The sequence below is a fragment of the Serratia sp. Je.1.23.a genome, assembly GCF_051129805.1.
Classification (GTDB): Bacteria; Pseudomonadota; Gammaproteobacteria; order Enterobacterales; family Enterobacteriaceae; genus Serratia; species Serratia liquefaciens.
Map to the genome: position 1 here is coordinate 460,187 of NZ_JBCPSR010000001.1, position 12,242 is coordinate 472,428.

At 58.2% G+C, this 12,242-nt stretch carries 13 protein-coding genes; 11 read left to right on the forward strand and 2 right to left on the reverse strand.

The genetic code is table 11. The features are described 5' to 3' along the window. The first annotated feature begins 175 nt into the window (after positions 1 to 175). The 9 genes from AAZT04_RS02280 (at position 176) to modC (ending at position 9,056) form a co-directional block, all read left to right on the forward strand. On the forward strand, positions 176 to 2,341 hold the full coding sequence (locus AAZT04_RS02280) for a TonB-dependent receptor (RefSeq protein ID WP_434678838.1): 2,166 nt from the start codon (positions 176 to 178) through the stop codon (positions 2,339 to 2,341). A 7-nt stretch (positions 2,342 to 2,348) separates the two neighbouring features. Further along, complete coding sequence (locus AAZT04_RS02285) at positions 2,349 to 3,344, forward strand: ABC transporter substrate-binding protein (RefSeq protein WP_129983915.1); 996 nt, start codon at positions 2,349 to 2,351, stop codon at positions 3,342 to 3,344. A 1-nt stretch (position 3,345) separates the two neighbouring features. After that, positions 3,346 to 4,101: a class I SAM-dependent methyltransferase gene (locus tag AAZT04_RS02290; protein ID WP_046374248.1), complete on the forward strand. Its 756-nt coding sequence runs from the start codon at positions 3,346 to 3,348 to the stop codon at positions 4,099 to 4,101. Position 4,102: 1 nt separating this feature from the next. Then, positions 4,103 to 5,137 carry a FecCD family ABC transporter permease gene (locus AAZT04_RS02295; RefSeq protein ID WP_129983916.1) on the forward strand — a complete coding sequence of 345 codons (1,035 nt, stop codon included), beginning with the start codon at positions 4,103 to 4,105 and terminating at the stop codon, positions 5,135 to 5,137. Then, positions 5,134 to 5,919: an ABC transporter ATP-binding protein gene (locus AAZT04_RS02300; RefSeq protein WP_262032706.1), complete on the forward strand. Its 786-nt coding sequence runs from the start codon at positions 5,134 to 5,136 to the stop codon at positions 5,917 to 5,919. The genes AAZT04_RS02295 and AAZT04_RS02300 overlap by 4 nt, the downstream gene beginning before the upstream one ends. Before the next feature lie 169 nt (positions 5,920 to 6,088). Beyond that, a complete protein-coding gene (locus tag AAZT04_RS02305; protein ID WP_020825707.1) occupies positions 6,089 to 6,238 on the forward strand; it encodes an AcrZ family multidrug efflux pump-associated protein in 150 nt (49 codons plus the stop codon). Between the two features lie 290 nt (positions 6,239 to 6,528). Beyond that, the gene (gene modA / locus AAZT04_RS02310; protein ID WP_434678842.1) at positions 6,529 to 7,302 is read left to right on the forward strand and encodes a molybdate ABC transporter substrate-binding protein; all 774 of its coding nucleotides are present in this window, start codon (positions 6,529 to 6,531) and stop codon (positions 7,300 to 7,302) included. After that, positions 7,299 to 7,988: a molybdate ABC transporter permease subunit gene (gene modB, locus AAZT04_RS02315; RefSeq protein WP_020825709.1), complete on the forward strand. Its 690-nt coding sequence runs from the start codon at positions 7,299 to 7,301 to the stop codon at positions 7,986 to 7,988. The genes modA and modB overlap by 4 nt, the downstream gene beginning before the upstream one ends. Then, positions 7,989 to 9,056 (forward strand): molybdenum ABC transporter ATP-binding protein ModC, encoded by a 1,068-nt coding sequence (modC, locus tag AAZT04_RS02320; RefSeq protein ID WP_046374245.1) that lies wholly within the window; start codon positions 7,989 to 7,991, stop codon positions 9,054 to 9,056. Between the two features lie 33 nt (positions 9,057 to 9,089). Here the strand turns inward: modC and AAZT04_RS02325 are convergent, their stop codons facing one another. Further along, positions 9,090 to 9,914, reverse strand: a complete 825-nt coding sequence (locus AAZT04_RS02325; RefSeq protein WP_129983919.1) for a pyridoxal phosphatase — start codon at positions 9,912 to 9,914, stop codon at positions 9,090 to 9,092. A 178-nt stretch (positions 9,915 to 10,092) separates the two neighbouring features. Between AAZT04_RS02325 and pgl the strand changes: the two genes are divergently transcribed. Further along, positions 10,093 to 11,088 (forward strand): 6-phosphogluconolactonase, encoded by a 996-nt coding sequence (pgl, locus tag AAZT04_RS02330; RefSeq protein WP_116690989.1) that lies wholly within the window; start codon positions 10,093 to 10,095, stop codon positions 11,086 to 11,088. A 100-nt stretch (positions 11,089 to 11,188) separates the two neighbouring features. On the opposite strand, the gene AAZT04_RS02335 is transcribed toward pgl, so the two are convergent. Beyond that, a complete protein-coding gene (locus AAZT04_RS02335; protein WP_020825713.1) occupies positions 11,189 to 11,671 on the reverse strand; it encodes a kinase inhibitor in 483 nt (160 codons plus the stop codon). A 165-nt stretch (positions 11,672 to 11,836) separates the two neighbouring features. On the opposite strand from AAZT04_RS02335, the gene AAZT04_RS02340 reads away from it, so the two are divergent. Then, positions 11,837 to 12,238: a YkvA family protein gene (locus tag AAZT04_RS02340; RefSeq protein WP_048761208.1), complete on the forward strand. Its 402-nt coding sequence runs from the start codon at positions 11,837 to 11,839 to the stop codon at positions 12,236 to 12,238. Positions 12,239 to 12,242 lie beyond the last annotated feature (4 nt).

The window sequence follows — 12,242 nt, forward strand, 5'->3', positions numbered from 1 at the left end:
AAAGCCTTATTGTCGCCGATTTAGCCGCAAAGCGCCAAAGGATGCGTCGGCTACAGTCAGGGCTCGGTAACAATAAAAACTGGCCTTCAATAATTGAAATGTTATAACATAACAGAAAATATAATGATTGATGCCGGCCACGGCGGGTTTTTATTTCACCAAAGGGATGCTGTAAATGAGTGCTGCACGTCTGGGTTTCGTCACGCCCAAAAAACCACCTTATTACCTGATTACCGCTTTGCTGTTAAGCCTGCCGAACGCCGCGCTGGCCGTCGGCGCTTGCGACAAAACCGAAAAGTCATCACGTTGCGAAGACAGCTTAACCGTGCAGGCATCCAGCCAGCCCCAGAGCACCTATGGCTCGCTGGAGGTCGTCACCCAGTCGGCTTCGCGCCTGGGGCTGACCAATCTGGAAACCCCACGCAGTATTGATGTTATCAGCGCACAGGCTATCCAGCAGCGGGGTGATAAATCGCTCGCCGCCGTTGTCGAGCGTGCTCCCGGCATGTCCGGCGTGGCTTCCCCCACGCTCAGCAATAACTTTTCACTTCGCGGTTTCAGGCCGGTGTCTTGGCTGTATAACGGCGTCGAAACGCCGGGCAGCACCCTTCAGCTAGCGGATCCTTCCCATTACGGCAGTGTAGAAGTGTTGCGCGGCCCCGGATCGGTGCTCAATGGCCTGAGCGCCGCCGGCGGCAGCGTCAATCTGCTTTCGCGCCAGCCGACCTTCAGCCGCCAGCCCATCGAGTTCGACTATGGCCTGTCGAGCTATAACAGCCAGCGCCTGCACCTGGGAGCGGGAGGGACGTTAGTCGACGACGTGGCAGCTTATCGTCTGGACGTCAGCGGCAGCGACAGCGGCACCAATGTGCAATATGAGCGTGACAAACAGAAACGGGTATCCGGCGCGCTGCTGTTTAAACTGTCTGATAATGCCCTGCTGACGTTAAGCCTGGATCGCATGCTCAATCGCATCAACAACCCTTACTACGGCACGCCGCTGGTGGAAGGGAACATCGCCCGCGAACTGCGTGATATCAACTACAACAACCTGACCGACAGCCGTATCCAGAGCAACGCCACGTCGTTTCAGGCCAGCCTGGATTGGTTCACCACGCCTGAAATTGAGCTGCATAACCAGTTCTACTACTACAGCGGCTTTCGTGAATGGCGCAATGTGGAACGCTTTCGCATCTCGGCCGCCACCCAGCCCGGCTATGTCAATCGCGATTCATTCGGGGCGCTGGCCCACGATGACGACCTGATCGGCAACCGCAGTTCACTGGTGTTCGACCGGCCGTTGGGCGGCTTCGATAACCGGTTTATTGTCGGTTTTGATCTGAGTAAACGTCGCTTTCAGTACTACTCCAACGGCTTCCCCGGTTCCGAAGAGGTTCCGCTGCAGGCACCGATCAGAGAAAGTTTTTCACAGGGCACCGCTAGCCAACGTTCACCGGTTCGCCACGTTATGCAAAACCAGTACGCCGCCTTTCTGGAAGACCGCTTCAGCCTGACTGAACGTTTAACCCTGCTGGGGCAGTTGCGCTACAACCATATGGATATGGATTGGCATTTTCAGGGCCCGCAAGAAGAGCGCTCCGCGCAAACCTACGCCTTCAGCGTCTGGAGCCTTGGCCCCAGCTATGCCTTGACCGATAACATCAATATTTACGCCAACTACACTACCGGCAAGGAGCCGGGCAACGACCTGTTCTTTTTAAGTCCGGCGCAAACCGGTCTGCCGCTCACCCGGGTACGCCAATGGGAAGTCGGCACCAAGGGGCAGTTTTGGGATAACAAGGGAGAGGCCACGCTGGCGTTGTACGAACTGCGCAAGGACAACCTGTTTGTGCCCAATGCGCAGCAGCCGGATACGCTAAATGCCGTTGGCCGGCAGACCTCGCGCGGCGTGGAATTAAGCCTGATGTTGCGCCCCAGCGAACGCTGGGAGCTGGCCGCCAATGCGGCCTACACCCACGCCCGTTATGATGAGTACCGCGGCGGCAGCCCGTTACGTAGCTATAACGGTAATCGTCCGGCCTACATCCCTGACTGGACCGCCAACCTTACGGCACGTTATATGCCGACGGAACAGTGGGGGCTCACCTCATCGCTGCGCTACGTGGGCAGCAGTTATAACGACGACGCCAACCAGCGTAAAATGCCATCCTACACCACGCTCGATCTGGCGACGGACTATCAGATCACCCGGACCGTGGGTGTGGGCGTGCGTATCAGAAACGTCACCAACCAGTTGTATGCCTATCAACGTACTTACCCGGATCAGGTGCTGATTGCGCCATCACGCACCTATGAAAGCTTTATTTCGGTGAGGTTCTGATCCTGCCATGCAGCCGATAATCTGCCTGCTGGTGGCGCTGGGCCTGTCGTTTCATGCGCTGGCACAGGCCGGTGCTGTCACCCTCAATAACTGTGACCAGGCTTACCGCTACCCCACGGCGCCTGAGCGGGTGCTGGTTTACGCCAACCCCGCGTTGGAAAACCTGCTGGCGCTGGGACTGGCGCAGCGCATCGTCGGCATTATCGGTTATGACTATGCACGGGATACGGCTCCGTCTCCAACGACGCGGGGCAAAGCCCTGAGCCAGCTGTCGGCCGCCGCACCGCCGGCGGCGGAACCTTTGCTGTTGCTCAATCCGGATTTGGTCTATTCGGCCAGTTACTACTGGTTTAACAGCCCGGAAACGCCCAGCCGCGATCGGCTGACGGAGTGGGGAATCGCCACCTATCTCTCGCCTGACGTCTGCAGTGGCCAACAAAGTACCGTAAGCCGCTCGGCGAGCTTCGAGGGTATTTTTGCCGAACTGCGTGAAATTGCCCGAATTTTTAACGTCACCGGCGTGGCTGAACGCTTAATTAAAAAGCAGCAGTCACAACTGCGGGAACTGGAGCGACAGGCGGTGTCCTTGCCCCAACAGCGGCTACTTTGGTGGTATGCCGGTACGCAAACCCCTTATGTGGCGGGATGCTGCGGCGCACCTGCACTGTTGACCCGTCAGATTGGCAGTCAAAATCTGTTTGGGGATCTGCCCGAGCTTTGGCCCATCGTATCCTGGGAAACCATTGCCGCCCGCGATCCCGACGTGATTGTGCTGGGCGATTTACCCCGTGGCGGCCTCGGCGACAGTGCCAAAGATAAGATCCATTTTCTTGAGCATCACCCCCTGACCTCAACCCTGCGCGCCGTGCGCCAAAAACGCTATGTCATTTTACCCGGCTACGACCTGGATCCCTCGGTGCGTACCCTGGCAGCCTTGCAGCGTTTAATTCGGGGCCTGCAGCAACAGGCCCTAGGATCATCCATTCTTAAAAAGGAACCCTGATATGTCTTCTCTTTCATTCTCCTCACTGTTGACCTCGTGGGATCAGCAACAAGGGGCTTACATCGCCGAGCGAGAAGCGCGTTTTAATGCCCAACTTGAGGTGTTAGCGCTTTCGGTCGGCGAGGATTTTCACGTACTAGATCTGGCTTGTGGGCCGGGATCGCTAAGCCTGCGCATCCTTCAGCGTTTCCCGCAGGCCAAAGTGACGGCGATGGATCTCGATCCGTTACTGTTAGCTATCGCCCGCGGTGCCCTGGCGGAATATGGCGACAGGATCCGCATTCTTCAGGCCGATCTCGCCGATCCTGAGTGTTTCTCATCGCTCGAGGGGGCAACGCCTGACGCGGTGGTTTCCAGCACGGCGCTGCACTGGTTAATGCCGGAACAGCTGACGGTGCTGTATCGCAACATCGCCGAACGGCTGCCCACGGGGGGCGTATTTTTGAATGCTGACCACCAGCGCTATGACCATCGGCAGCCACGCGTTAAAACGTTGGCTGAACTGCACGATAACCAGACGCAGCAACAGGCCTGGCGCAACGGTGTCGAAGACTGGGAGCAGTGGTTTGACAAGGTGCAGCAGCTGCCGGAGCTGGCGCAATATCGGCAACAGCGGGAAAAGCTGTTCGCCGGGCGTCCTGTCCCTCCGGCGACGGCATTGGATTTCCAACTTGCCAGCCTGACGCAGGCGGGGTTTACCGAAGTAGGGCCGGTCTGGCAGCTGCTGGATGACTACGTGATTGCAGGCTGGAAATAGTATGGACGGATCGGTTCGTCGGGGGGCCAGGCGTTCAGGCGGTTGGTTGTGCATGCTGGCGCTGGCGTTGCCGCTATTTTTGCTCGCTGCCTTGTTGTACGGACCGGCGCCAATATCGCTGCATGACGCGTGGCGTATTTTGTCTGCCCCTGGCGCCGCTAACGCCGAGGACGGTAGCGAGATTTATCAACGGATAATCTGGTCATTGAGAATGCCGAGGGCGCTGTTGGCCGCGGTGGCAGGGGCCGGTCTGGCCCTGGCCGGCACCGTCCTGCAGTCGCTGACGCGCAACCCGTTGGCCGATCCCTGGGTGCTGGGGATCTCTTCCGGGGCGGGCGTGGGCGCTGTTCTGGTGCTGGTGTTGGGGCTCGGCGGCGGCCTGTTGTCGGTGTCTGGCGGAGCATTTATCGGTGCGGCCGGGGCCTTTGCTCTGGTTTTACTGCTCGCCGGGCGTTCCTTGAACGCCGAGTCATCGCTGTTTATTTTGGCGGGGGTCGCGGTCACGCAACTGCTTTCGGCACTGACCTCGCTGATTACCCTGTGGCAAGCGGACGCTAACGCCACGCGTGGCGTGATGTTCTGGTTACTGGGATCCTTCAGTGACGCCCGCTGGTCGCAGGTGGGGCTTTGCGCTCTGCTGCTGGCGGCGGCACTGGCGATTTGCTGGATGAAAGCGGGTGAGCTGGACGCATTGGCGTTCGGCGGCCTGACCGCGGCGTCGTTGGGAGTGGCGGTGGCGCCGCTGAAGCTGCTGCTGTACGGCATTACCATGGCGCTGACGGCCGTTATCGTCGCATTCAGCGGCGCGGTGGGGTTTATTGGGCTGACGGTGCCGCACGTCGCCAGACTGCTGGTCGGGCCGCGTCACCGGTTGCTGTTGCCGGCCAGCGCGCTGTGCGGCGCGTTGTTTGCCGTCGCGGCGGACACCCTGGCCAGAACCTTGTTTGAACCGCGTGAACTGCCGGTGGGCGTCTTGACCGCGTTGTTGGGTGTCCCGGTATTTCTCGCCTTGCTGTATCGGAAAATAAACGCATGAACATTGAAAGCCGGTTATCGGGGCTGCGTGCCGAAGGGTTGGGGTGGTCAACGGCAGAAAGAGTGGTGCTGAATAACCTCAGTTTTCACGCCCGGCCCGGTGAAATTACCGGCGTGCTCGGCGTCAACGGCAGCGGAAAATCTACGCTGCTCAAGTTACTGGCGGGATTGATTCCCCCCAGCCGTGGCCGGGTGTATTTGGAGCAAACCGATATTGCCTCAATGAAAGGGCGCGAACGAGCCAAATCCATGACTTTCCTCGAACAGTCCGGGCCCGGCGCCTTTGCCATTGCGGTGAAAGACGTGGTGTTGCTCGGGCGTCTGGTTTACGCCAGCCGCTGGGCAGGGTTCAGCGCGGTAGATTATCGCATTGCCGGGCAGGCGATGGAGCAGGTCGGCATTTCGCACCTGGCCGAGCGTGAATGGCATCAGCTGTCCGGCGGGGAACAGCAACGCGTTCATCTGGCACGCGCGCTGGCGCAACAAACGCCATGGCTGTTATTGGATGAGCCTGCCAACCATCTTGATATTGCCCATCAGCAGCAGTTTATGGCGTTATTGCGGCGGCTGGGCATCAGCGTAGTGGTTTCGCTGCACGACCTGAATTTGGCGGCCTGCTACTGTGACCGGCTGATGTTGTTAAAGCAGGGCGGTTTACACGCGTTCGGCCCCCCGCAGCAGGTGCTGACATCGGAGACGATAGACAGGGTTTATGGGGTAGAGGCCAGGCTGGCGGCGGTTAGCGATTATGCCGCGCCGCTGATCTATTACCCTGTTCAATAGCGTGCGCCGCAGGCCGATAGGCGCCACCGGAGCACAAATGGCACGTTTGGCCGGTTACAAATTCCGCCCAGTCTTTAAAATAACCCCGTTTTAGTCGGGTTTTTGGTTTAAACTAGAATTTACGTGGCGGTGTTCATTACCGCTCAATGGGCAGTTAAGTGAGGCTACCATGTTGGATTTATTGAAAAGTTTGCTGTTCGCTGTGGTCATGGTTCCGGTTGTGATGGCCATCATCCTCGGCCTGATCTACGGTTTGGCGGAAGTGTTCAACATTTTCTCCAAAGTGGGCCGTTCGAAAGAAAATCGTACCCAGCACTGATCGTTACCCATCCCCATTTCAAAGCCTGCCGGCGTCGTTCGGCAGGTAGATATATGCCCTAAATAATTCGAGTGGCTTGTAGGCGGCAACGCAGTGAATCCCCGGGAGCTTACTCTGGTAAGTGACCGGGGTGAACGAGGAGAGCCAACACCCAAGCAGCTTGAAGTATGACGGGTATATCAAGATATCTCACACCCTGCCGATAAACCGCATGACAAGCTTCTGCGCGACGTTATATTATTTTTTATATAACGAAGAGTGATAATGCACGTTAACTTGCGGAGAAAACAATGAAACAGCAATGGACTAAGTGGGTCGGCGGTATCGTATTGGCATCCGGTATGGTTATGCAGGCATCGGCAGCGGATAAAATTACCGTTTTTGCGGCCGCCTCGCTGACTAACGCACTGCAGGATATCGCGACCCAATACCAGAAAGGCAAGGATGTGCAGGTGGTTTCCTCATTCGCCTCTTCTTCCACGCTGGCGCGCCAGATTGAGCAGGGCGCCCCGGTCGATCTGTTTATCTCTGCCGATCAGCAGTGGATGGATTACGCCATCGACAAACAGCAAATGGTCAAAGACACCCGTTATACCCTGTTGGGCAACGAACTGGTGCTGATCGCGGCAAAAGACGCCAAACCGGCTAAAATCACGCTCGACAAGCAAACCGACTGGGCAAAACTGCTCAATGGCGGCCGCCTGTCGGTGGGCGATCCGGACCACGTACCGGCCGGCATTTATGCCAAGGAAGCGCTGCAGAATCTCGGAGCCTGGACCGTGCTGGAACCTAAGTTGGCCCGGGCCAACAACGTACGCAGCGCCATGGCATTGGTAGAACGTGGCGAGGCGCCGTTGGGCATTGTTTATGGTTCAGACGCGGTAGCCAGTGATAAAGTCAGCGTGGTGGCCATCTTCCCGGAAGACAGCCACAAACCGGTGGAATACCCGATGGCGATTGTGAAAGGTCATCAAACCCCGGCCGTCAGCGCGTTCTACAGCTACCTGAAGAGCCCGGAAGCGGCTGCTATTTTCAAACATTATGGATTCTCCCCGCGTAAATGATCCTGAGTGAGTATGAGTGGCAGGCCGTTGAACTGAGCCTGAAAGTGTCCGCCCTGGCGGTGGTGTGCAGTTTACCCTTTGGCATTCTGATGGCCTGGGTGCTGGTACGCTGCCGCTTCCCGGGTAAATCGCTGCTGGACAGTATTATTCACCTGCCGCTGGTACTGCCACCGGTGGTGGTCGGTTATTTATTGCTGATCGCCATGGGGCGGCGCGGCGTGATTGGTGAATGGCTGTATGACTGGTTTGGCTTCAGTTTCAGCTTTAGCTGGCGCGGTGCGGCGCTGGCTTCTGCCGTGGTGGCGTTCCCGCTGATGGTGCGCGCCATCCGGTTGGCGCTGGAGGCGGTGGATACCCGGCTGGAGCAGGCTGCCCGCACCCTGGGGGCCAACCCGTGGCGGGTGTTTTTCACTATCACGCTGCCGCTGTCGCTGCCCGGCGTGATTGTCGGTGTGGTATTGGCCTTTGCCCGTTCTCTGGGCGAGTTTGGCGCCACCATTACCTTTGTTTCCAACATTCCCGGCGAGACGCGCACCATACCGCTGGCGATGTATACCCTGATCGAAACGCCGGGGGCTGAAGCCGCCGCCGCGCGCCTGTGCGTGATTGCCATAGTGCTGTCACTGCTTTCACTGATGGTTTCCGAGTGGCTGGCCCGCTGGGGTCGTAAACGGATGGGCGTGTAAATGCTGGAGCTGGATTTCTCCCAACGCCTTGGGGATTTAAACCTTAACGTGCGCGCCGATCTGCCCGCGCAGGGCATCACCGCGATTTTTGGCCTGTCGGGTGCGGGTAAAACTTCCTTAATCAATGCCATTGGCGGCCTGACGCGCCTGCAGCAAGGCCGCATTGTGCTCAATGGCCGTACGCTGGTGGATACCGCCAGCGGCCTGTGCCTGCCACCGGAGAAGCGGCGGATTGGCTACGTGTTTCAGGACGCGCGTCTGTTCCCGCATTATCGGGTACGCGGCAACTTGCAATACGGTATGGCGACCAGTATGCGTGCTCAGTTCGACAACATTGTTGAACTGCTGGGTATCGGACCCTTGCTCAACCGCCTGCCGTTGACGCTGTCCGGCGGTGAAAAACAGCGGGTGGCGATTGGTCGTGCTTTATTGACCGCGCCGGAGTTGCTGCTGATGGATGAACCTCTGGCGTCGCTGGACCTGCCGCGCAAGCGCGAACTGCTGCCGTATCTGGAGCGGTTGGCTCAGGACGTCAATACGCCGATCCTTTATGTCAGCCACAGCATGGATGAAATTCTGCGTTTGGCCGAGCAGGTGATGGTGCTGGATAACGGTCAGGTAAGGGCATTCGGCGGGCTGGAAGAAGTGTGGGCCAGCAGCGCACTGCGGCCATGGTTGCAGCGTGAAGATCAAAGCAGCGTGCTGCGCGTCAGCGTAATTGAACATCATGCGCGCTACGCCATGACGGCCCTGGCGTTGGGCGACCAACGCCTGTGGGTCAGCGGAGTCGATGCCGCGTTGGGCGCTCAACTGCGCATCCGAATCAACGCCGCCGACGTTTCATTGGTGCTGCAGCCGCCGGTCAACAGCAGTATCCGCAACGTACTGCCGGCCAAGGTGAGCGAGTGCCTGGACGTGGATGGACAGGTGGAGGTGAAACTGGCGGTGGGAGAGAGCGTGCTGTGGGCGCGTATTACGCCGTGGGCGCGTGATGAGTTGGCGATCCGACCGGGTCAATGGTTGTATGCGCAGGTGAAAAGCGTGTCGATCAGCCGCGAGGCGCGTTAAATAGCGCCCTCCCTGTGAGGGAGGGCAATCAGATTACTGACCCAGCACGCGCGTGCGGATCACCTCGGCGATGCCGGGCTGCAGGTGATCGGCGATCACCAAATCGGCGCGTTGCTTGATAGCGTCATCGGCATTGCCCATCGCCACGCCCAGACCTACCGCTTCCAGCATGCTGAGGTCATTGTAGTTATCCCCGAACGCCACTACCTGATCCATGCTGAGGCCCTGCGACTCGACCCACTGCTGCAGGCGTTTTCCTTTGCTGTTGCCGCCTTTGGCGATATCGACCTGATCGTGCCACGACCATTCGCAGGCCAGCCCCAGCTCTTTTTCCACCGTTTCGGCAAACTGGCGCAGCGCGGGAATATCGGCGTGCGAAGTGGCGAATTTCCAGATGGATTGTGCTTCATCGGCCGCCTGTACCAGGCTGTTGACCTGCAACAGCGTTGGGCGCTGCGACGGTGGCAGGGTTTCCGCCCAGGCAAGTGAACGGGTGACGTGGCCGCTGGGTTCCTGATACAGCATGGCGTCGTCCACGTACATCAGGCCGTGAATGCCGCTTTGTTTCAGCATTTGCAGCACCAGTTTGGCCTGATCTTTGGCCAGCGGATCGGCGGCCAGCACTTTTTGCTGCTGGAAGTCATACAGATAGGTGCCGTTGCAGCAGATTGCCGGGGTGTCTATCTCCAGCGCCTGATAAAACGGGTGGATCGCCACGTGATGGCGGCCGGTGACGACAATCACTTTGATACCGGCAGCGCGCGCTTGCGCCAGGGCTGCCAGCGACTGCGGTAAAATGCGTTTTTGGTTGTCCAGCAGGGTGCCATCCAGATCGAGGGCAATGACGCGGTAGCTCATAGGGATCTCATTATCGTTAGCAACAAAATTAAACCGATGGTACACCGGATAAGCGATGGATAAAACAGCACAGATTTCCTCAGCAACACAGGGTTGTTATGTCACGGATGTGAGGTAAGCTAGGGGAAACCGAAAAACCTGAAACCGGTTTCTCTCTTACCCTATTCAAGGAGAACACATGAAGCAAATCGTTTATGTCGCCAGCCCGGAAAGCCAACAAATTCACGTCTGGCAGTTAGGCGATGCAGGGGCCCTGGCGCTGCTGCAAACCGTCGAAGTCCCGGGTCAGGTGCAACCGATGGCGATCCACCCGGACCGAACGCACCTGTACGTCGGCGTGCGCCCGGCGTTCGGCATTGTCAGCTACCGCATCGAGGCGGATGGCACGCTGCAACAGGCGGGCATGGCACCGCTGCCGGGCAGCCCGACCCATATCTCCACCGATTTGCAGGGGCGTTATCTGTTCTCCGCCTCCTACAGCGGCAACTGCGCCAGCGTCAGTCCGATCGGCCATGACGGCGTAGTGGGCGCACCTCTTCAGCAGATTGACGGTTTAACTGCGCCGCACTCGGCCAATATTGATCCGACCAATCAGCTGCTGCTGGTGCCTTGCCTGAAAGAAGATCGCATTCGTTTGTTCAATTTGGATCAACAGGGTGAACTGACGCCGCATGCTCAGGAAGCGGTTGCAACCGCAGCCGGTGCTGGCCCGCGCCACATGGCATTCCACCCTAACGACAAATTTGCCTACTGCGTCAACGAGCTGGACGGCACGGTAGACGTGCTGGCCATCAGTGAAAACGGCGCTAAATACACCCTGGCGCAAACGCTGGATATCATGCCTGCCGATTTCAACGGCACCCGTTGGGCGGCGGATATTCACCTCACGCCGAATGGCCGCTTCCTCTACACCAGCGACCGCACCGCCAGCATTTTGACCATTTTCAGCGTCTCCGAAGACGGCAGTACCCTGTCGGTCGTTGGCTACCACCCGACTGAAGAGCAGCCACGCGGCTTCAACATCGACCACAGCGGCCGCTTTGTGATCTCGTCCGGCCAGAAGTCCGATCATATCGGGGTATATGAAATCGATCAGGCCAGCGGCAAGCTGAGCACTCTGGCACGTTACCCGGTGGGTAAAGGCCCGATGTGGGTAAGCGTATTAGCGAAGTAGAAGTAAATGATGCCCAATTGCCGTAAGGGTGAATGAATAATGAGGGCGCAGCTTGCTGCGCCCCTACAGTCTCTCGGGTTGGGGTTGTTTTTCCCGAAAATCAGCTGTATTTCACCGTCAGCGTGGCGCTGCCAAGGCTATGGAAGTGCACGTTGAAACCGACCAGCGCGCCGCTGGAACCTTCATCCACCTCAATACTTTCTACGTCCAGTGCGTGGACGGTGAAGTGATAGCGGTGGCTTTCTCCCTGCGGTGGCGCCGCGCCGCCATAGCCGGCGGAACCAAAATCGGTGCGGGTCTGCACGGCGCCGGCCGGTAAGCCGCCCTTGCCGGAACCTGCGCCCTGCGGCAGTTCACGCGTGGCAGCCGGGATATTGGCTACCACCCAGTGCCACCAGCCGGAGCCGGTCGGGGCATCGGGATCGTATACCGAAATCACGAAACTCTTGGTGCCTTCCGGCACGCCGTCCCAGGCCAGATGTGGCGACAGATTATCGCCATGATAGCCCATGCCGTTGAATACCTGGCGCTCCGGCATTTTCGCGCCGTCCTGCAAATCGTTGCTGTACAAACGAAAGCTCATAATGACTCCATTGGTCGGTAAAAGCTGAATGCCTAAGCTAGACCTTTTTGACGTAATAACACAAGCCTCATTGCGCCTCGCCAGCGGCCTGCTCTATGAGTTATCCTCGTTAACGCCGAAGCTACATACGCGACATCAATAATTCACAGATCGATACAAGCAATCATGATTTCATTAAAAAAACGCACGCCGTGGTTTGGTTGGCTGCGCCGCTGGGCCAAGGGCATCAAGCGCGATATTTATGCTCTTTGGCTGGCCGCCCGTGACCGGCGCACGCCCTGGTATGCCAAATTGATCGCCCTGCTGGTGGCGGGTTATGCGGTATCGCCTATCGATCTGATCCCGGACTTTATTCCGGTGCTGGGCTATCTGGACGACGTGATTATTGTGCCGCTGGGCATAATGCTGGCGGTGCGGTTGATCCCCAAGCCGCTGATGGTGGAGTTCCGCGAGAAGGCGCAAAGGCGTATCGACAATCCTACCGGGCGGATGGCGGCGGTAATGATCATTTTGCTGTGGGTGTTGTGTCTGGTATTGCTGGCCCGTTATCTGGACCAGCATTGGTAATCTG

Coding starts and splice junctions, on each gene's coding strand:
- AAZT04_RS02340 (WP_048761208.1), top strand. CDS start 11,837: ATGATTTCATTAAAAAAACGCACGCCGTGGTTTGGTTGGCTGCGCCGC.
- modC (WP_046374245.1), top strand. CDS start 7,989: ATGCTGGAGCTGGATTTCTCCCAACGCCTTGGGGATTTAAACCTTAAC.
- modB (WP_020825709.1), top strand. CDS start 7,299: ATGATCCTGAGTGAGTATGAGTGGCAGGCCGTTGAACTGAGCCTGAAA.
- AAZT04_RS02300 (WP_262032706.1), top strand. CDS start 5,134: ATGAACATTGAAAGCCGGTTATCGGGGCTGCGTGCCGAAGGGTTGGGG.
- AAZT04_RS02285 (WP_129983915.1), top strand. CDS start 2,349: ATGCAGCCGATAATCTGCCTGCTGGTGGCGCTGGGCCTGTCGTTTCAT.
- AAZT04_RS02280 (WP_434678838.1), top strand. CDS start 176: ATGAGTGCTGCACGTCTGGGTTTCGTCACGCCCAAAAAACCACCTTAT.
- AAZT04_RS02295 (WP_129983916.1), top strand. CDS start 4,103: ATGGACGGATCGGTTCGTCGGGGGGCCAGGCGTTCAGGCGGTTGGTTG.
- pgl (WP_116690989.1), top strand. CDS start 10,093: ATGAAGCAAATCGTTTATGTCGCCAGCCCGGAAAGCCAACAAATTCAC.
- AAZT04_RS02335 (WP_020825713.1), bottom strand. CDS start 11,671: ATGAGCTTTCGTTTGTACAGCAACGATTTGCAGGACGGCGCGAAAATG.
- modA (WP_434678842.1), top strand. CDS start 6,529: ATGAAACAGCAATGGACTAAGTGGGTCGGCGGTATCGTATTGGCATCC.
- AAZT04_RS02290 (WP_046374248.1), top strand. CDS start 3,346: ATGTCTTCTCTTTCATTCTCCTCACTGTTGACCTCGTGGGATCAGCAA.
- AAZT04_RS02325 (WP_129983919.1), bottom strand. CDS start 9,914: ATGAGCTACCGCGTCATTGCCCTCGATCTGGATGGCACCCTGCTGGAC.
- AAZT04_RS02305 (WP_020825707.1), top strand. CDS start 6,089: ATGTTGGATTTATTGAAAAGTTTGCTGTTCGCTGTGGTCATGGTTCCG.